16 protein-coding genes are annotated in these 19,921 nt (G+C 63.5%); 12 read left to right on the forward strand and 4 right to left on the reverse strand.

Translation table 11 applies throughout. The features are described 5' to 3' along the window. Positions 1–31: 31 nt before the first annotated feature. The 5 genes from F9B98_RS06380 to F9B98_RS15910 all read left to right on the forward strand — a co-directional run bounded on the left by F9B98_RS06380 (position 32) and on the right by F9B98_RS15910 (position 8,372). Positions 32–1,450 (forward strand): PD-(D/E)XK nuclease family protein, encoded by a 1,419-nt coding sequence (locus tag F9B98_RS06380; protein WP_150954444.1) that lies wholly within the window; start codon positions 32–34, stop codon positions 1,448–1,450. Positions 1,451–2,256: 806 nt separating this feature from the next. Next, the gene (locus F9B98_RS06385; RefSeq protein ID WP_150954447.1) at positions 2,257–3,759 is read left to right on the forward strand and encodes a site-specific DNA-methyltransferase; all 1,503 of its coding nucleotides are present in this window, start codon (positions 2,257–2,259) and stop codon (positions 3,757–3,759) included. Continuing rightward, complete coding sequence (locus F9B98_RS16270; RefSeq protein ID WP_191966689.1) at positions 3,756–4,955, forward strand: DNA cytosine methyltransferase; 1,200 nt, start codon at positions 3,756–3,758, stop codon at positions 4,953–4,955. Before F9B98_RS06385 ends, F9B98_RS16270 begins: the two co-directional genes overlap by 4 nt. Before the next feature lie 938 nt (positions 4,956–5,893). Then, positions 5,894–6,973: a hypothetical protein gene (locus F9B98_RS06395; protein WP_150954453.1), complete on the forward strand. Its 1,080-nt coding sequence runs from the start codon at positions 5,894–5,896 to the stop codon at positions 6,971–6,973. Positions 6,974–6,977: 4 nt separating this feature from the next. Beyond that, complete coding sequence (locus tag F9B98_RS15910) at positions 6,978–8,372, forward strand: hypothetical protein (RefSeq protein ID WP_191966690.1); 1,395 nt, start codon at positions 6,978–6,980, stop codon at positions 8,370–8,372. Positions 8,373–8,735: 363 nt separating this feature from the next. On the opposite strand, the gene F9B98_RS06405 is transcribed toward F9B98_RS15910, so the two are convergent. Further along, positions 8,736–9,203, reverse strand: coding sequence for a hypothetical protein (locus tag F9B98_RS06405; protein WP_150954461.1), 468 nt, complete (start codon positions 9,201–9,203; stop codon positions 8,736–8,738). A gap of 764 nt (positions 9,204–9,967) precedes the next feature. Here F9B98_RS06405 and F9B98_RS16230 point away from each other — a divergent pair. The 3 genes from F9B98_RS16230 to F9B98_RS06420 all read left to right on the forward strand — a co-directional run bounded on the left by F9B98_RS16230 (position 9,968) and on the right by F9B98_RS06420 (position 14,340). Beyond that, entirely contained in the window at positions 9,968–11,467 is a 1,500-nt protein-coding gene (locus F9B98_RS16230; protein ID WP_150954464.1) for an SPFH domain-containing protein, read from the forward strand. A 206-nt stretch (positions 11,468–11,673) separates the two neighbouring features. Next, a complete protein-coding gene (locus F9B98_RS06415) occupies positions 11,674–13,668 on the forward strand; it encodes a lipase family protein (RefSeq protein WP_150954467.1) in 1,995 nt (664 codons plus the stop codon). Between the two features lie 108 nt (positions 13,669–13,776). Then, positions 13,777–14,340 (forward strand): dihydrofolate reductase family protein, encoded by a 564-nt coding sequence (locus F9B98_RS06420; protein ID WP_150954470.1) that lies wholly within the window; start codon positions 13,777–13,779, stop codon positions 14,338–14,340. A 48-nt stretch (positions 14,341–14,388) separates the two neighbouring features. On the opposite strand, the gene F9B98_RS06425 is transcribed toward F9B98_RS06420, so the two are convergent. Beyond that, entirely contained in the window at positions 14,389–14,694 is a 306-nt protein-coding gene (locus tag F9B98_RS06425) for a hypothetical protein (protein ID WP_412177027.1), read from the reverse strand. Position 14,695: 1 nt separating this feature from the next. Continuing rightward, a complete protein-coding gene (locus tag F9B98_RS06430; RefSeq protein WP_150954473.1) occupies positions 14,696–15,151 on the reverse strand; it encodes a VOC family protein in 456 nt (151 codons plus the stop codon). A gap of 97 nt (positions 15,152–15,248) precedes the next feature. Between F9B98_RS06430 and F9B98_RS06435 the strand changes: the two genes are divergently transcribed. From F9B98_RS06435 to F9B98_RS06450, 4 genes are all read left to right on the forward strand, one after another. After that, positions 15,249–16,235, forward strand: coding sequence for a helix-turn-helix transcriptional regulator (locus F9B98_RS06435; RefSeq protein ID WP_150954476.1), 987 nt, complete (start codon positions 15,249–15,251; stop codon positions 16,233–16,235). A 271-nt stretch (positions 16,236–16,506) separates the two neighbouring features. Beyond that, positions 16,507–17,088, forward strand: a complete 582-nt coding sequence (locus F9B98_RS06440) for a hypothetical protein (protein WP_150954478.1) — start codon at positions 16,507–16,509, stop codon at positions 17,086–17,088. A gap of 64 nt (positions 17,089–17,152) precedes the next feature. Further along, positions 17,153–17,713 carry a dihydrofolate reductase family protein gene (locus F9B98_RS06445; protein WP_150954481.1) on the forward strand — a complete coding sequence of 187 codons (561 nt, stop codon included), beginning with the start codon at positions 17,153–17,155 and terminating at the stop codon, positions 17,711–17,713. Positions 17,714–17,996: 283 nt separating this feature from the next. After that, the gene (locus tag F9B98_RS06450; protein WP_150954484.1) at positions 17,997–18,515 is read left to right on the forward strand and encodes a hypothetical protein; all 519 of its coding nucleotides are present in this window, start codon (positions 17,997–17,999) and stop codon (positions 18,513–18,515) included. A gap of 204 nt (positions 18,516–18,719) precedes the next feature. On the opposite strand, the gene F9B98_RS06455 is transcribed toward F9B98_RS06450, so the two are convergent. After that, positions 18,720–19,796, reverse strand: a complete 1,077-nt coding sequence (locus F9B98_RS06455; protein ID WP_150954487.1) for an alkene reductase — start codon at positions 19,794–19,796, stop codon at positions 18,720–18,722. Between the last annotated feature and the right edge of the window lie 125 nt (positions 19,797–19,921).

A 19,921-nucleotide genomic window follows, 5' to 3' on the forward strand; every position in this document is an offset into this window, starting at 1 on the left:
TTAGCTGCGCGCACGCCTATAGATTGCGGTCGTGTCGGCACCCGAACCAATCCCTGCAATCCCTGAACCCACCGTGATTTTCGTGATCAATCGCGCGTGGTCACCTGGCGCGGATGGGGCGTCAACCTATGACGCGACTCGCGGCTACTGGCGGGTCGGTGCAGACACCCGAGATCGCGCCGTCTACGCATTGGGCGTCGCCGGGGGAATCGTCAGGGGTGCATTTCGGGTCGGTGAGTGGCACCCCGGTTCTCAAGACGGGCGATGGGGCTTCGAAGGGGTGCCGGCGCCGGAGCTGGCAGTCGTGGGGACGAGCGTCGAGAGACTTGCGCCTCCCAAGGGTGCGGCGAACCCCGTGCGTCGGTACCTCGATGGCATTCCCCCCAGCGAAGAGCATCACGTTCGAGACCTCGCGCGTGAACTCAACGCGGAGCCTCTGGCCCGCATTATGTACGGGCAGCGGGAGCTATTCCACAGCAATCTGCTCGCCTGGATCTTCGACGAACTCCCCGATGTTGCGGATGCGATCTTCCGGGATCTCACCGACAGTGATCCGCAGAACGAGAATGCGGTTCGCAGTGTCGAACGGGAAAAAGAGAACCTCGACCTCGTGATGCGCTGGCCGGGTGCTGCGCCACTGGTCATCGAAAACAAGGTGTTCTCACTTCCCGAGCGTCAACAACTGGACGAATACCGCGGAAAGACGTCGAGATGGAAGGGAGCACCCGCGCGCCACGTCTTGCTGAGCATGTCGCCTCCCCGTGAGCCCGGGGACGGGTGGACCTATCTGAGCTATCAGGATCTCGCCGAACGAATTGACCTTGCCGTCGCGGAAATCGACGAGGACACGTACGAGATCGAAACCGTCAGACGCTACTCACGCGTCGTGAAGCTGCTGAGTGCGCTCCTCGACACGACAATCGTGCACTCGCTGGAGGAGTCTGCGTGGCTGGACAATTCGCAGCTGAATGAGATCGATTCGACACAGACCAGGACCGCGCTGAAGAAGCTGCGAGCACGGAGGGTCCAGGCCGCGATCGCTGAGGCAGGTCCCGCTGTGGGGTGGACGGAGGCCGACATCAGCCACGGTAAGCCGCTCGTCGGGTGGCGGCGGCATGTCACGGTCGACGGGATCGAGATCGAGGCCGGTTGGCAATATCAGGACGGTCAGTTCCGGCGATGCGTCGTTCTGCCTCATCTCGCGGGGAGATCGGCCGCAGACCGGCTCACGCGAGAAGAATTTGCCCGGTCACACCCAGATCTCTTCGATTTCGCGCAACTTTTCGCGGCGCTCCCCTTGTCGGGTTCAGAATATTTGCCGCGTGGTGGAATTGGGCATTTCGCGCCCGAATTCGTCTACCGGTACGTGAAGCTGCCTCAGCTGACCATCGAGCGGCTCATCGCTCTGACCTACACCATCGACGCTCAGCTGAGGATGCTTAGCCAGTAGCGCGTCACGGCGGCGGCCTGCCGGCGTGAGCTGGACGTCCTGGTCGCGATCGGCCGCGCCCAGCTGCCTGGTGTGGTCGAAGACTATAGGCGCGCACGGATGACGCAGACCTGGTGAGCAGAGTGGATCCGCTGACGGCGCTCGTGAACCGCGGGCAACCTCTGGGGCTGCGCCCGTCGTGCATGCGGGCGGGTGCGGTGTCCACATTATGCTTGTTGCGTGTGGCGGCAGAAACGGCGGGCACAGGGCTGTCGGAGCGCCGCGAACTCGGATGGGCTCGCGACCTGGACGATGGACGTCATAACCTCTCGAATTCGCCCCTGAACTGTGAATCGCGACACCTTTGCGTGGCACATCACGCAACGCCGTGCGTCTCAACGCCGATCTGGCGAAACTCGCGATCAGCATCCGCTCGCGGGGGTTTCTTGCCGTGACTTGCGGAGTGAACTAGACCATCTCGACCGTCGTTCGACACTGGAGCCCGTTCCTATCCGGTCGGCGTCGGGCCCCTAGCGGCCGCCGCCAACACGACCGGGTCGAGGTCCGGGGTAAGGGCAGTCGCCGCAGACTGGCATCGGGTTAGAGGCGGCGCCGTCCAAGGCTGAGAACGTTGCGATCAGTCTGGTGTGAGGGGGGGTATCGCCGGGGCAGACAGGCGCCCGTCCCGACCGGGGGGGGGGGGGGGGGACCAAGCCGAGCAAACGCTGCGACGTGAGACGGCGACTCAGCCCAACGCGGCGGCTGCCCGCGGCATGCCTGAGAGGGGATGTCGGCGCTAGCTCGTATAGTCAGACGAGGCGACGCGGGTGCGTGAGTTTGACCCGCGCAACGATCACGAAGTAGGAATAGTGCGCAAAATCACGGTTGGCGACAATCTGTCGGTCATGCGAGAAACCCCTACCGGCTCGGTACAGCTTGTCTACATGGATCCGCCGTTCTACTCGGGCCGAGACTATGAGGTTCGCCTCGCGCAGGGCAGTCAGGTCGCGGCCTTCCGCGACACATGGGCCGCGGCCGAAACTGCCGGCAACCTCGCACAGCTCTCCGAGCATTTGGAGCCGTCCGCGGCTCGGCGCGTACAAGGTCTTATCGAAGCGCTTGATTCCAAGAACTCAATTTCGGCGTACTTGTCGAGTTTGGCACTTCGTGTTGGGCAAGCGCATCGGCTACTAGCTGAAACTGGGACCCTCTTTCTGCACTGCGACTCCAGCGCCAGCCACTATCTCAAGGTCATTGTTGACGCCATTTTTGGATACAGCAATTTTCGAAACCAGATAGTCTGGAAGCGAACGAACAGCCACGGGGGATCCCGAAGATTTGGTCCTATCCATGATGTTATCTTGTTCTACTCCAAAAGCTCAAAATATTCTTGGACGCCCCAACGTGTTCCCTATTCGGATGAATACCTTCGCAAGTTCTTTATACATGCGGACGGTCGAGGCACTTATCAAGCGATTACGTGCACGGGACCAGGATCGCGGTTGGGGACCCGAGCGCACTACGAGTGGAAGGGCGTGTGGCCACCCTCTGGGCGCCATTGGGCATGGACGATAGAAGAAATGGAGCGACTTCACGCTGACGACCGCCTCATTTACTCGAAGTCCGGCGTGCCGCGCTTGAAAAAGTACGCACACGAATCCGACGGTGTCGTTCTGCAAGACTTGTGGAACGATGTGCCTGCCTTGTCCGCTAATTCCTCGGAGCGAGTCGGGTACGATACGCAAAAGCCACTCGCACTTCTCGAGCGCATCATTGTGGCGGTCACGTCGGTGGGCGATATTGTGCTTGACCCATACGCGGGTACCGGAACAACTGCGGTGGCAGCTGAACGACTCGGGCGAGGGTGGGCTATCGGCGACGCTAGTGTGCTCGCGGGCAGCGTCGCCCTGTCGCGAATCAGATCCGAGGCCGGTGCAGTTCCGATAGAAACCTCCGGTTTTCCCACAAGTACGCACGCCGCAGACGCGCTCCGGCGTGCGGACACACCTGCCTATGCATCATGGGCAACTTCATTCATGATGACTCAAATCGATCGTCGGACGACGCTCAAGAGCTTGGCGGTGGGCAGAAGAAAATCAGCGCCTGATATGGCTGGTGTTGTTCCGCTTGCTGCGCCGCTTATGCCCGGAGATCTACCGAAAGCGATGGAGGTGCTAGTTCTGGAAGGACCAGGGCACCGACTCTTGACCCGTCAACTCACCTCGGTGAACAACCAGGCGGTTATCGAAGCAGTCCCCCTGGCCGCGATGACATCGCCCGCTGCGCGTGCAGCCGGTCGCGCAGATCACCCCCTCGGGTTGGCGATTTGACTCCCGCCGTCACGAATCACGTTAGCGGCACTCTTAGCGACCTGGATCGCCAGATTGTCGCCGCGGTCCCCCCGGGTGGAAACTGGCGAGATCTTCCAATCGACTTTCCCTCTGCTCGCGTTAAGCAAATCCGCGAGAGCGCTGCACGAGGCGAGGGGAGCCGATCGACCTATTACGGACGACTCTCTTGGGATAAGCCTTCGTACACGATCTCGACTTACATCTCGAGGCCGGGGAATGGATGCTTTATTCATCCAGCTGCCCCAAGACTAATAACTGTGCGCGAGGCAGCGCGCCTTCAGACCTTCCCGGACTACGTACAGTTCTCCGGAACCTTCCGTCAGAGATCGATGCAAGTCGGAAATGCGGTCCCCCCGCTGATGGCATATGCACTGGGATCCGTAATTGCTCGGGGCACGGCCGTGGATTTGTTCAGTGGAGTCGGCGGCCTTGGCATGGGCTTGGAGTGGGCAGGTCACGATGTGGTGGCAAGCGTCGATTACGAAGCCGCTGCCCTAACTGCGGCCCAGTCTTGGGTTAGGCCGGGGCATGCAATACTCAGGCGGGATCTCTCAGACGAGGCGCAATTCGCTAATATGATTTCGTCGGTGCGATCCGAGTTGCTGGGTCGGCCGCTCGGCCTTCTGGCTGGAGGTCCGCCTTGCCAGGGCTTTTCGACGGCCGGGCCCTGCAGGGTGGATGACCCTCGGAACGAGCTTGTCCGCGCGTTCCTTCGCGCTGTGGAAGAACTCGAGCCCGAGCACGTGTTGTTCGAGAATGTTCCATCGCTTCGGTCGAGAGGTCGCCTCTTTTTGGATGAGTTGATGGAGCGCCTTCACCTACTCGGATATAGCGTGGAGATGCGAATTCTGCACGCAGAGGCGTATGGTGTGCCGCAGTTGCGTCGGCGCCTAATTGTCCAGGCTTCGCGTTCTGGGCCTCCCTCTTGGCCAGTTCCGTCACATTCTCTCGTTTATCCGTATTTCAAAGCAGATCAGCCGACACCCCTGGTGGAAGACTCTCCACCGCCTACGGTTCGCGATGCGATTGCGGACCTTCCATTCAGTGAGGCCACTAGTCTGGAACAAGCGATGGTGCTCGATAAGGCGCCGTCTAAGCTGGCTGAATGGCTCCGGGGTGAGATCAGTATCCTTGAACTTGCCTGCTCAGATCCGAAGGCGGTATCACGTGGGTAGGCCGACTATGCGAACGTTCGGGCAGCAGGTGCGGCGTTGACGATGCCGGTTCTGTATTCAGCGACGCCGGCGGACCTTCGGGACGCCGTCGCCAGGATCCGTGAGCGCGTAAAGAATCTGCGTGCGCCGAAGCTGTACCACGCCGCGGTCACGGCCACTGTTCTCGCGCGTTCCGGGCAGGTTCAGGAGATGCAGAACTGGGAAAGCGTGCCTTCCGCGTCCGCGCGTGATGTGCAGAGGGTAGACGTCGGTTGGGCAATCAGCCAGCTCTTCATGGCGCCAATCGACGCTTTCTTGCTGCCGAACGCGCCTGCTCGCCCGGCGATGGTTGGGGTGAGCCATGTCGTATTGGATCTCCTGTACGACGCAGGGCGAAGCCCGTTGACGCTGGTGGCGCGGACTGGAAATCGCTTGCGGGATGCATTGAAGCTGCCAATCGGCGACGAGTCTTGGATCTGGAACCAAGCCGGCGGTGCAACGAGTCCATCGCGGACCATTGAGTACAACCCGATAAACACTTGGGGTCAACAGAATGGTGTCCGATGCGGGCTTTCGGTTCAAGCCGCGCTCGGAACAGGTGACCCCGCGAGCGCCTACGCAGTCGGTCGAATAAACTGCGCACATCACACCATAGAAGGTCGTTGCGACCTGAATAATGACTTTTGTGCGCGTATGGATGGGGAAACTTCGAGGTTGATAGGTAAGCCTCGACTTTTTGTGCCATTCGACGCCACAGGTAGTAGTCGAGTTTTACTGCCGGGAGGAATCAGAAAGATGGTCGACGAGGCGACAGGCAGTGGAAGCATGCCGCTGCCGCGCTCCGAAGACATGTCCCTCGTGGCTGGCTGGTGCGCCGCAGGGGGTGGGGAGAATCTCGACCACTCGAGGCTCGCTAGCCTCCTTGGTGGCTCAGGAATCAGATTGCTGACGGAGGTCACATGATCGACAAGCTTGAGAATCTGCAGAGCGAGTTCTCCGCTTACTTGCAAAACCTGGGTCTTGTTTATGATCGAGATACACAATGCGACATGCTGGCTGCGGTTCTGTCGTCGCAGTTGGTGCTTTTCGTCGGCCCTAGCGGAACGGGGAAGTCCACAGCGGCTAAAGCTCTTAGCCGCTTCTTCGCCCCTGTAACGGAGCGCGCCACGGTGGACGTGCGCCCGGGATGGTCGGCCTCGGAAGACTTGCTGGGTCAATATAACTCTTTTACCGACACGTACCTTCGTAGTCCGTCCACCGAGGCATTTGTCTCGGTGCGGGGCAGCGCCAGCACCCCCTTCTTCACAATCGAAGAAGCAAATCTGAGCCCTATTGAGGCGTACGCAGGGGAGCTGATTACTGCCGCAAGCTCAACTCGCTTTCCGACTCTGACTTGGTCGTTTCACAGCGCCTCTAGTTTCGAGGAGGTGCCCTCTCAGGTGGAGGTCGGACGTTATCCTCGCTTCCTTGCGACAATCAACGTTGATTCGACCGCGCCCGCGCCGGCCCCGAAGGTGAGTGGGCGTGCCTGTGTACTCCTTCTGGAGCCTCCCAAGCTCGCCGACAGTTTGGACTCCGTCGCGGCCATATCGAACCTCGATCGAACGTTTCCGGAGGGGGAGGCTGCCGCCTTAGTCGGCGATCCTCACGCTGCCTGGGCGCGCGTAGAAGTGCATGGGCGCCAAGCCGCCTACCGTGAGCCGCTAAGAGTCCTGCTACAGGAGCTAGCTGATGCGCTTGACTCGGGCAGAAACGTAGTCAGTCCGCGCGATGTGCAGCGCGCAGTCATCTATATGTCGTGGCACGTTGCAATCTCTGGGGAGCCTGCTGAAGCGGTCGATTTTACGGCCTCGGCGGAGAATGCTTTGCTGCATTACGTCTTACCAGGACTAACGTCCGAGCAGTTCGGGAGAGCGCTACCGAAACTTCGCTCGGTGTGTGTCGCGGATGGCCTTCTCAGTGCCAGGCTCGACCGGCTTGAGTCTGCTGATTCGGGGCTATTCGGGGTTACTCCCGACTTCTGGGCGAGTCTCTCCTGAAGTCATGACATCATCAACCCTGGTCACTTACCGTCGCGGTGGGTCGGTGATTGCTGAACTCGATGTTGAGGGCGAGCTATTGCCTGTTCCGCTTCCTACTGATTTGCGCGAGCGCCGATCGCTGGGCCGTGTCGAGATCTCGGAGGCAACCGGGCCATTCACGGAGTTCTGCGGATCGTTGCATCTTGTCAGTGCAATTGGAGCCAGACTCAAGGTATCAGAGCTGTTGATACCGCCTCCTGCAGTTTACGGTCACACGGACATTCGCGCGATGTGGTTGGCGCGGGCGCGACTGCACGAGCGGCGGCGCGCGGGCGCGGGCGGTTCGTACGACTGGGCGTCATTACAAGCGCGTTCGAGTCAGGAAGTCATGTGGAAGTACATGGTGTCGGCTCAGCGGAGCGCTCATGCTCTTGTTTCCTCTTGGCCATCCGAGTCAGTGCGCAAAACTATCGTGCTTGCTTCAGATCGGCCGGGGGGCCGCATTCTCGTTCGACAGACGCAGCGCACAGCTCGGTCAGCATTCCGGGTGGGTGGCCGAATTGTCCCAAATTTGACGGTGCGCGGAGTCGCAGGTACTGAGCCCATGAGGTTTCGCGGCCTCGGCGCTGCCGCCGCCGAGCTGGTTTCTCGGGTGCAGGCATCCGCCTCTCTCGCCGGGCACGATGGTCTGCGAGATGAGTTGATTGCGCTCCTCAGCGAGGTGTCCCGCCGGAACTTCCCGGATGCGCCTACCTCCGATCCGCCGATTTCTACGTGGCCAGCAAGGAGCGCTGCAGCGTTCTGGACATTCCTTGCCGCGATCAGCGCGTTCGAGGATGTGGGGACGGGGGAACAGTCTGCCCCGCTGTCACCCCTGTGGGAACTTTACGAAGCGTGGGTCGCCGAGAGCTTGTTATCAAAGCTGGATCTGGAGCTCGCGGGTAGCACACGCGTGTCGGCTTCGGATGGCGCGCTTGCGACCTGGGCCCAGGACGGGACGGAAGTCGCGCTTTACTATCAGCCGCGGATTCCCCCCATTGATTCGACTCCTTTTCAGTTCGGGCCGGAGTCAGTTGGATCCGTGCTCGGCGAACTGATTCCTGATGTCGTGCTGCGACGCACAGTACATTCAAGAACAGTACTAGTCGTCGTAGATGCCAAAAATTATGGCTCCACGCTCGACGTGTCTGGCCTCTCGGACAATGCGTCGAAGTACCTCTGGGGGCTACGGAACGCCACCGGGCCCTGGACTGACCCTCCGCACGCGATTGGTCATGCAGTTGTCGCAGCGCCGCTCGGCGGCGCGGCCAAGGCTCACCCTGCGGGCAGGGCTGAGATTGTTCGGCTGCATCCATCATCCGGCGCCATCGACTCGGGTCTTGAGCAGGCCTTGCAACAATTGCTCAACGCGCGCTAGCCCCAGCCTGTGCTGTGAGCTGCGTCTGATGGCGAAAGGTGATCCAGAGCGCTATCCGGATCGCATGGCTCAAGGGCCCGCCGCAGCCATGAGCGGGTCGACGCACGTAGCCGAGAGATGCATCCTTGCGCGCGGCCGTGAACAAGAAGAGTTTGGCGTCGCCCCTCTTCGACTCGTCCTGGATGCAGAAGCCGGGCAGAGGGAGGATGACGACGCGACTAGCCTGGAGGTCTTTCAATCAGGGGCGGCGCCGTCTTGCGCTTGAAGCCACGAGAGGGAATCAAAACATCGTATATTTTCAAGTCTGGGTTCTCGCTTAGCTCCAGGCTGCTCTTGATGTGATGTAGTTCTTACTGTTCGTCGCTAACCGGAGCTGCGGCCTGGATTCGACTTCCTGGCGTTGAGGGACCGCTGTCTCTGGGTGTTGACCCGCTCATCAGCCCGATCGCGGGCCCGCCACGGCCAAAATCCCGCCTCAATCTTCGCCCGCTCCCAGTCTCGCTTCAGTAGGTCTTGGAATCGGGCGACAATGGCAAAAGCTAACTCATCAGACGGATTGCCGTGGAACTTGTCGATCAAGTCGACGCAATCTGCGTCTTCATAAGGATTCAGCCGCAACGCAATTGAATCGCGAATCTCCTTGCGCGACTTTTCGTCCAGCTCGCCGACGAGCTCAGGGACGAGGCTTCGGAGCGAATCTCGCCACTTTTGCCGCTCTTCGATAACCGATTTGTGTTTGATATTGCGAGACAACCCCCAGACGCTGATCATTCCTCCTATCGCCGCCCCGAATATCGTCGCGATTGCCGCAGAGGTCCAAAACTCGTTCATCAAAGACCCGTTCCGGATTAATTAGCCAATACGCTTATTGTAGTCATGTCGTGGAATCTTGGTGGCGCGGACGAGGGATTTTATCCATCGTGTGGTCAGCAACCGCGCTCCGCGCACGGAGGACGGCGGCGCGAGTGAATCCGGTTCCGCAAGGGCGAGTGATTCGCTTGGCTGCTCGGCTGGATGTTTGGCCACGGCGCACTGCCGTCACATAAGAATGACGATCGCGGGTGATGAGGTCGGGGTATGCAGGCGGGGCGACCGCGCCGCGCGGTCAGTGGCGCTTAGCGCGGGACCCGAGACAGCCTTGTCGCACGTGGTGGAGCGCGAGAACCCGCAGTCGGAGAAAAGCTCTCGACAATGCGCGGCGGCCGGCGCACCGTTCATCGGGCTCATCGATGGGCACATGCGCCGCGCGGGTCGCGGGAATTCTTTCGGCGAGAGGCCCTGCCCGGTTGTTCACCCAGTCGCCCCATATTCTCGCCTACGTCGCTTCGGCACATGCTCGTAATGCATCCGGTCGTGGCGGGCCGCAGGCCATGCCTGGCCAATGGCGCCCGGGATCGGGTCGAGCTCAACCTGGTCGAGCAGCGCGCGTTCCGCTCGAGCGCGAGGGTGTATCAGCGGCGGCCCATGGCGCAGCGAATAGCCAGGCGTGAACGGGTTCTCGCCAGGTCACGCGAGTGGGGCCGGCTGAGCTGACCTGACCTATAGCGATAGCGTGTTCATAGAATCCGTCAGTTCGGGAGCCCGGGGGGCCTGTCGTGAATAGTGACCTGTTTTGGATCATCGGAGTGGCGCTGGCTGTGGGGGCGGTGCTGCTGATCCTGCTGATCGGGTTCTTCATCTTCCGCGCCTGGTATCAGGTGCCGCAGGCGGATGAGGCAATTGTGATCGTCGGTAAGAAGCAGCGCGGAGACGACGGATTGACGTCGAATATGACTGTCATCACCGGTGGCGGTGCATTCGTGAACAAGCTGACGCAGCGTTCGGACCGCATTTCATTGCGTTCGAGGCAGATCAAGATGGAGCCCGTCGCGCAGACAAAGAATGGCGTGACCATTCACCTGGCCGGCGTTGCGCTCGTGAAGATCGGATCGCTGCCTGATCAGGTACGCGCGGCTGCGGAACGCTTCGCCTCGCAGGACCAGGCAATCGACGTATTCACCACCGAACAGTTGGAAGGTGCCCTGCGCGGTGTGGTCGCGAAGCTGAACGTCGAAGAGGTCATGCAAGACCGCCAAAAGCTCGGTGATGAGATCGCAGAGGGCATCAAGGGCGATCTGCTCGCCCAGGGTCTCGTTCTCGACTCTTTCGCCATTCAGGGCGTCACCGACCGCAACGGCTACATCGAGGCCCTCGGTGCGCAGGAGGTCGAGCGCGTCAAGCGCGAGGCCGAGGTGGCTCGCATCGAAGCGGCGCGCGAGGTGAAGGCGCGTCAGCTGTCGACCGAGGAAGCGAACCTCATCGAGCAGACGGCGTTCGATAAAAACACGGCGGCCTCCAAGTCGGAGGTCGGTCGTGCCAACGCCGAGGCGGAGCAGGCCGAGAACCTCGCTCGCGCCGAGCGGGAGCAGGCGGTGCTGGTGCAGCGCGCCGAGAATCGTCAGGCGGAGCTCGACGCCGACGTCAAGCGCGTCGCGGACGCAGAGAAGTACCGCCGTCAGACCGAGGCAGATGCCGAGGCGTACGGGCGCCAGAAGAAGGCCGAAACCGACCGGCAGGTGGCGCAGCAGGAATCGGATGCCGAGGCCTACGCGGTGCAGCGTCAGGCTGAGGCTCGGCAGGCATCTGCCGCGGCCGAAGCGGCTGCCGTGCGGGCGCGGGCTGAGGCGGAGGCTGAGGCGCTGCGCGCGAAGTCCAGCGCCGAGGCTGAGGCGCTGCGGGCTCAGGCCAACGCCGAAGCGGAGGCCATCCGTGCGAAGGGTGAGGCGAATGCCGCGGCGATTCAGGCCGAGGCCGAGGCGCTCCGCGAGAACCAGGAGGCCATCTTGGGTCGCGAGCTCATCGCGCAGCTGCCTGCGCTGATGGCGGAGTTCGCAAAGGGGTACCAGAACGTCGGCAACGTCACTCTGGTCGGCGGCGACACTGCGGGTACGCACATCGCTCGCGAGCAGGCAGCGGGTCTGGCCGCGACGTTCGACAGCGTGAAGTCGGCGACGGGCGTGGACTTGGGCGCGATTCTGCAGGGGCAGGCGTTTGGGCGAGGCATGGCATCGTCGCGGGGGGATCAAGCCCCGGCCCCGTCTATTGTCAGCGATTAAGTGCCGCAGGACTCCGCAAAGGCGGGTGTCCAGCGACGAGATACTCACGTGCAGATCGCTCGACGCCCCGGTCGGTCAAGAATTCGATTCGGAACGTCAGGTACTTGACGAGGCGCGGCGGAATGCTATGAAAACTGCGGGTTTCAGGAAGGCTGCGCCGCACGCCGAGCGGCTTTGGTCAAGGATCAGAAAGTGTGGGTGTGCGGATGAGTGAATTCTGGTTTCTGTTTCTTCATGGGATCAACGCGCCTGCCGAGGATGCCTGGCGATTGACGCTCGACCAGGCGCTTGCGCGTTCTGGACATGAATCTGTCGATCCCGAACGCTTGATTAGCCCTGATTACCGGGCCGCGCTTCGAGGAGAAGTCGATCGCGCCGTTGCGCCTCCCCAAACTTGGAGACGTCCAGGCAAAGATGAGCTGCGCAAGGCGCAGACCACCTACGCGGCTCGGATGGCGTTCCTTGAGGCGCACCTCCGACCATTGGCGAACGGTGTTCCCGCGTTCATGCGCACGCCCGAGTTCAACTCCGTGCCTCCGCTAGGCCCCGTACTCGAAGATGCGCGAAACTACGCGCGTTCGCCCGACGTTCGAGCGGCAGTCCACCGGATTGTCCTGAACGCTCTCGAGGTCGTGCCGCCGGGAGCCAAGATCGTGATTCTCGCTCACAGCCTTGGATCGGTTGTCGCCGCGGACATTCTGAAGAAATTGCCCGCGACGATCTACGTCCCGGTACTGGTCACGATAGGTAGTCCTCTTGGGGGAATCTCAAAGTTTCGCACCCAGAATCTAGACGACTTCCCCTTCGATAAGGTCGGCGGCTGGGTGAATGTTTTCGATCCACGAGATCCCGTGACGTCGGGCCGAGGGCTGAGCGACCGATACAAGTCGGTCTTAGATGTTGCGGTCGCCCTTCAGGATTGGATGGTCCCAGCCCTCATCCACGAGCACGGAGGCGAGTATTACTGCGCGCACGCGGCGGTTGCCTCAGCCGTCGCACTGGGTGTTGTGGGCAGTGATATGGCCAGCGTGATTGGCGAAGCGCCGGACGCAGCACGAGGGCTGGAGCTTGCGTTGCTACAGTCCCTCTACCTGCGCGAACTCGCAAAGCGGCTTCCCGCTGATCTCGATCGGCTCGCCCGGTTTGAGCGGGCACGAAGCGTCATCGCGGCTGACAACACGAGGGCCGCGGCAGCCTTGCACGCGGCAGACCCGTCCGTGGCACCACTCCAACCTTCGGACTTCTTGCAGCGCCCAGAGATGAAGATCCGTGGCGTTTGGGCGGATGAGACTCTGATCGCGCTCGCAATCATGCTGGGGTCGGGCGCTCCCGCGGCTCCGTTCGACATCGAAACGAAACCTGACACAGATGAGCGTCGACAGGCGCTCGTTTCCACTTTGAGTCTCATCCGTCTGAACAGATCCGAGCCGACTGACGTGGACATCGTCGAAGCAGTCTTCTCAGCTCGCAAGGAGGTCGACGACTACCTTGCCCATGGCATGTCTTGGATGCCTATCGCGCTCGTGGCCGGCGGCGTGATTACATTGGCGGCCACAGGCATCGGGCTTGCGGCCGCAGTCCCGGCCGGTCTCGCGGGTGCGGCTGTAATCACCTCGACGCTTGCAGCCTTCGGTCCAGGGGGAATGATGGGCGGTCTTGCGACGCTGGCAGCGCTCTCGGGCGCCGGAGCAGGGATGGCCGGGGCGGGCGCGGGCGCGGTAATCGGAGCAAACGGCGTTATCAGGCCAGCGCCGAACCTGTTTTCGCAGGCGCTGGAAGAGGCCATCGCGACATCGGGGGCGGACGCGCTTCGCGGCCTGCTCACTTCAGTCCTCACCCTGGTGGCGGTTCAGGAGGAGCTCAAGTTCTCCAGCCAGCGCAGTCAATCGCTCCGCGCGTGCCTGAATGCCAAGGCACAGATCTCCCTCCGAATCAATGAACACGAATTGATCGATCCGAAATCCTCGGGTGCGAAGATTGCTCGGCAGCAGCATGCGTTGCTTGAGAAAGCTTGTACATGGCTCCGGGGAGATGAGAGAGCGGCGTCTGACGAAGCGCGCAACGCGAAGCGAGTCGCGACGGCATATGAAGAGGCGCTCGCTGGTCGAGAGCAACTTTTGGGTGAACTGTTATCTGCCCCGATGCAAGGCCGCGACGGGCACGCTGAGGGAGGTCCCGTCGACGACGGAGGGCCACGTTGAGGCGGTGCCCGACCTCGACTTCAGGCGGATCTCCCCGTCCTCTCACGAGCAGTCGGACCACTGGCCATAAACGGAGACAGGCCGCCACGATCAAGGGAGGATTCTGATATGCCCCAGCCCCTCCGCTACGCCATCAACACCACCCTCGACGGCTGCTGCCACCACGAGGCCGGCTTGCCGCCCGACGCGGAATCCATGGCGTTCTGGACCGACGAACTCCGCCGCTCCGACACACTCCTCTACGGCCGCGTCACCTACGAGCTGATGGAAGGTGCGTGGCGCCGGCCCGAGTCGGGGGAGTGGCCCGACTGGATGGACGACAGTGAGGTCACGTTCTCGGAGGTGATGGATCCGATGCGGAAGGTCGTGGCATCCGGAACCCTCGCCGCCGTCGATTGGAACGCCGAACTCATCCGGGGCGACGTCGTCGACGCCGTCCGACGACTCAAGGAACGGCCGGGGCAGGGCATCGCGCTGGGCGGCGTGAAGCTCCCCGCGACGCTCGCGGCCCGCGGGCTCATCGATGAGTACACCTTCGTCGTGCATCCGGTCGTCGCGGGGCGCGGACCACGGCTGCTCGACGGCATTCGGGATCAGATCCACCTCGAGCTCGTCGAGCAGCGTGCGTTCGCCTCGGGCGCGATGATGCAGCGCTACCGACCGGTCTCATAGGAGAGGGCCCCGCGCGAACTGGTCGCGCGAGGCCCCGGCATCCGGAACTCAGTCCTGGAGGAACGGGTAGTCGGTGTATCCGGTCTCGCCGCCGCCGTACACGGTGGCCTGGTTTACCTCGTTCTCGTCGGCGCCCTTCTGCCAGCGGGTGACGAGGTCGGGGTTGGCGATCGCGGGGCGACCGACGGCGACCAGGTCGGCGACGCCATCTTCGACGGCGGTGACGGCCTCGTCGCGCGTGGTCATGCGCGAGAAGCCGGAGTTGACGATGAAGGTGCGGCGCCGCGGGGTCGGCACCCAATGAGGCCGGTAGACGGCCGCGACGCGCAGCGGGTGCGCGCCGCGACCGCACACGTCACTCCGCCGCGACCGACGCGCTCCACGTCACGCCGAAGCGGTCGGTCAGCATGCCGAAGCCGGCGCTCCACGCCGATGCGGCGAGGGGTTCGACGATCGTGGCATCCGTCGACAGGGTGTCCCAGTAGCCCTGGAGCTCCTCGAGGGTGGGGGTGCTGATCGAGACGAACAGCGACTGGTCGGTGACCGTGGTGTTGTTCTCGCGGTGGGTGGCGCCGGGGGCTGCGATGCCGCCCTCGGTGCGTCCGGGGATGTCGTAGCCCATGATGCGGAAGCCGTTCTCGCCGGCGACCAGGCCGAAGACGACCTTCTCGGCGCCGGGGATCTCGGCCGGCATGCCGAAGTCGGCGTAGGTGTTGACGACGAGGTGGCCGCCGAAGACGGACTGGTAGAACTCGAGCGCCTGGCGGACATCGCCGCGGAAGTTCAGGTGGGTGGTGGTCTGCACGGGCATGTCTGCTCCTCGATGAATGGCCGGGATCGGCTCGTGAGATCACGTTCCCACCCGTATAGGTCGGTTTCTGTCCTAGACCGCGACTACGGTCAGATGCATGGCCACGACGTCGCGATTGCTCACCCTGCTGTCGCTGCTGCAGGCGCGGCGGGACTGGCCGGGGTCGGTGTTGGCGTCGCGGCTGGATGTCAGCGATCGCACAGTGCGGCGCGACATCGATCGCCTCCGTGAGATGGGCTACCGGATCGAGACGACGATGGGCCCCGACGGGGGATACCGCCTCGACGCGGGCGCCGAGATGCCGCCGCTGTTGTTCGACGACGATCAGGCGCTCGCGGTCGCGATCGCTCTGCGCGCGGCTCCCGCGTCGGGTGCGGACATCGGTGAGGCGGCGGTGCGCGCTCTCGCGACGATGCGGCAGGTGCTGCCATCGCGGCTGCGGCATCGGCTCGACGCGGTGGAGGTGACCACGGTGGGCCGTCCCGGGGAAGCGCCGGTCGCTGCCGTTCCGCTGGAGGTGCTGCTGACGCTCGCGCAGGCGGTGCGCGATCGTGTGTCGATCCGCTTCGACTACCTGCCGAGGGGCGAGGGAGAACCTCAGCCTCGACGTATCGAGCCCCATCACCTCGTGGCATCCCACGGCCGGTGGTACCTGCTCGGGTGGGATCTCGAGCGCGAGGACTGGCGGCTCTTCTCGGCGGATCGCGTGCGACCCCGGGTGCCGCACGGGGCTCCGTTCGTGCCGCGGGTCGTGCCGGGCGGGGACGTCGACGCGTTCGTATCCGCGCGGTTCAAGGGATCGGACACGAACGAGTGGCCCTGCCGCGGGACCGTGCTGCTGCACGCGCCGGCGCGGGACGTGCTGCCCTTCGCGGGCGACGGCGTCGTTACCGCCGTCGACGACGAGCGCTGCAACCTCGAGGTCGGGTCGTGGTCGTGGGGTGCGCTCGCCGCGTCGTTCGGGCGGTTTGAGGTGGCGATGGAGGTCGTGGGGCCGCAGGAGTTGGCGGATGCGTTCGCGGTGCAGGCGGGGCGGTTTGCGGCGGCGGGCTCTTCCGCGGGGGAGCCGCGGCGAGGAAGCTAGCGGCATGACCCAGCCCCTCCGCTACGGAGTGTGCGCGGCGCGTCACCGGCCGGCATAGCGACAAGCGCATCAACCGAGAATGTGATCCCGACTTCCGTGCGATGAGCACGGGCACACCGACCTGTCAGCGGGCACCTCGCGGGCAGACGTGCAGCACTCCTCAGGTTGCTCGGGCATGAGCTGCTGGCGGCCAATCCGAAGTCGGCAACATGAACCGAAACGTCTCGAATTCAGTAGTGATCCTCGCCAGGCCCTGCCGCTAGCCTCAGCTATGGCCGACACGAAGCAGACAAAGACCATAGGCGAGCATCACGCGGCAGCCGAACTGGCTCGGCGCGGTTGGGCTCCCGCATTGACTCGAGATGGACTCGAGCGAACCGACATCTTGGCCGTTAAGGCTGAAGGCGCGAGTCGCCGGCTCGTCGAAATACAGGTCAAGACCGCGCGCGGCGAGAAGGCGGGGCGCGTCAGCTGGCCGCTGGGGAACAAATCACAGGCCCCAAGCGCCCACGGACGAGAGTTCTTCGTCCTGGTAGCCGTCCCCCTGGACCATTCCGTGAGGCCGCGCAGCTTCGTGGTTCCACGTATGCACGTAGCCGCAGCAGCTTGGATTGCGCACATGAACTGGTTGACCGATCCGGACGCGGCCATCGGAAAGCGCAACGCGCCGGTCGACCGATCGAGGGTCGGCGTGGACGCGTTCGTTCGGTACGAAGATCGTTGGGATTTGCTCGAGCTCGACCAGGCGGCCGCGCCGGTCCTGCTGCCCTCGATCTACCGAAAGTATGCACTCTCGCCGCGGGTGGGACTACGAGAAGACCACGAGTGGCAACGAGGACTGCCGGAATGGTGAAGCCCGCGAGCATGTCGAGCGCATCGACGCCGCCTGGGGGAGAAGAAGCGGATTGGCAGCCGGCATGACCCAGCCCCTCCGCTACGCCATCAACGTCACCCTCGCCGGCTGCGTGCATCACGAAGCGGGCCTGCCGCCGGACGAGGAGTCCATGGCGTTCTGGACCGACGAGCTGCGCCGCTCCGACACCCTCCTCTACGGCCGCGTCACCTACGAGTTGATGGAGGGCGCGTGGCGCCGACCGGAATCGGGGGAGTGGCCGGACTGGATGGATGCCAGTGAGGTCGCGTTCTCGGAAGTGATGGATCCGATGCGGAAGGTCGTGGCATCCGGAACCCTCGACGCCGTCGACTGGAACGCCGAACTGGTGCGGGGTGATGTGGTCGAGGCTGTTCGGCGGCTTAAGGAAGAACCGGGGCGCGGGATCGCGCTCGGTGGGGTGAAGCTTCCTGCGGTGCTCGCGGCGGAGGGGCTCGTCGACGAGTTCACGTTCGTGGTGCATCCGGCGATTGCGGGTCGAGGGCCTCGTCTGCTCGATGGCATACAGAATCAGGTGAAGCTCGAGCTGGTGGAGCAGTCGAATTTTCTGGCGGGTGCCAGGGTGCAGCGATACCGGCCGGCTTGAGTCGCCGAAGCGCTCTCCTGCCGAATGATCGCCTCCCGGGGCCGCTGACGTCTTCGCTGGCTACGCGGCAGCGTGGAGCAGGGCCGCAGCGAGTTGAAGATCGCGCGCTGCCCCGGTGGGGGTTACACGTTGCCCGTACGGTCGCGCCCGCACTCGAACGGATTCGGGTCACCCTCGGCACTGTCTCCAACGGGGCGGCGGCGCCTTCTAGACCCTACTGGCGGTATGGAGCAGTGTATGGTGCACAGCATGGTGCAGTACACCAGACAGGGAGAGGACGATCATGAGTCGATTTGCCGGGGAAGAAACGCAATCTATTGAGGTGCCCGCGCGCTTCGCCGCGCAAGTGGCGCAGCTCGTTGCGATGCTCAAGGCTCACCCGAAGGTGCAGAAGGAGCTGGCGAGAGTCATCGCCGATGGCACCGTCAGCCAGCCGATGCGCCCTGACTATCCGCTTTGGGATGATGCGGACATCATTGCGCTCGCAAATTCCCGGACGAAGACCGCAGGGAATTACCGAGCCATCATGGACGCCATAATTCGCGAGGACCACGTTGATGAATGGGTCGCCGTAAGTCAGCTGAGCGAATGGACCGGCCTTGAGGTGTCTGAGGTGAGGGCCTTCCGCACACACCTGTACCGCCACATTCATGCGCATTTCGGAGGCAAATACGCAGATGCGCCGTTCACTGGCGCTTGGGGAACGGAGCTTTCCCCCAGTCGTGGACGTGCCGTCTACTACCGTGTGTCAAAAGAGTGCGCTTATCAGTGGGAGCGGGTACAGGATTCGCTCATTCATTGAATTCCTGCGATTCGACCATCGCCGCTTACTTGATGGTGGGAGGCGAGGGGCGGGGCGGGAAGCAAAAGTGCCAATCGAAGTTAGCTCGACGCCGTCAAGTCGGAGAAGTTCCGCTGGAGGGCGATCGTGCAGCGCTACCGGCCCTGCGTAACGCGAAAGGGCCCCGCGCGAACGAGTCGCGCGGGGCCCTTGCAGCAGGACTGATCAGCCCTGCAGGAACGGGTAGTCCGTGTAGCCGCGCTCGTCGCCGCCGTAGACGGAGGCCTGGTCGACCTCGTTCTCGTCGGCGCCCTTCTGCCAGCGGGTGACGAGGTCGGGGTTGGCGATGGCGGGGCGGCCGACGGCAACCAGGTCGGCGAGGTCCTTCTCGACCACCGAGACGGCCTCGTCGCGCGTGGTGACGCTCGAGAAGCCGGAGTTGATGATGAAGGTGCCGCCGAAGGTGCGGCGGAGGTCCTGGATGAGGTCGCCGGCGGGGTCGGCGTGCAGCACGCTCAGGTACGCAAGTCCCAGGGGAGCGAGGCCCGACACGAGCGCCTCGTAGGTGGCGCGGGTCTCGGCGTCGTCGGTCTCCCAGACGTCCTGGATGTTGTGCGCGGGCGAGATGCGGATGCCGACGCGCGTCGCGCCGACCTCGGCCACGACGGCCTGCGCGACCTCGATGACGAAGCGGGCGCGGGCCTCGGGCGATCCACCGTACGCGTCGGTGCGCTGGTTCGATGCGGGCGAGAGGAACTCGTGCAGCAGGTAGCCGTTGGCACCGTGCAGCTCGACGCCGTCGAAGCCGGCATCGACCGCCTTGCGGGCAGCGGCGACGAACTCGTCGCGGACAATGGCGAGCTCCTCGGTCTCGAGAGCGTGCGGGGTGGCGTAGGCGACCTTCGTGCCGTCGGCCAGGCGCGTCTCGCCGTCGATCGCGATCGCCGAGGGGGCGACGATGCGGTCGGTTCCGGTGATCTCGGGGTGCGTGACGCGTCCGCCGTTCATGAGCTGCATGAAGACGGTGCCGCCCTCGGCGTGCACGGCGTCGGCGACCTTTGCCCAGCCCGCGGCCTGAGCGTCGGTCACGATGCCCGGCTGGCCCGGGTACGCGCGCGACTCGTCGCTCGGGAAAACACCCTCGGTGACCAGCAGGCCGATGCCGGCGCGCTGCGCGTAGTACTTCGCGACGATCGGACCGGGGACTCCGTCGGCGTCGGCGCGCAGGCGGGTCATGGGGGCGAGCGAGACGCGGTTGCGGACGCCGATCTCTCCGACGGTGGTGGGGGCGAACAGGCTCATGGGTGTCCTTTCGAGGGGGAACAGGGCCGTGGCTTGCCAACCCGGAGAGCGCAATCGGTATTCCATGCGCGCAGGTCGACGGCGTGTCGCCCGGCGGGGTTGTGGCCGGCGGGCGGGCTTCGCCA

Origin of the sequence: Microbacterium testaceum StLB037 (assembly GCF_008763945.1) — a bacterium.
Taxonomy (GTDB): Bacteria; Actinomycetota; Actinomycetes; order Actinomycetales; family Microbacteriaceae; genus Microbacterium; species Microbacterium testaceum_G.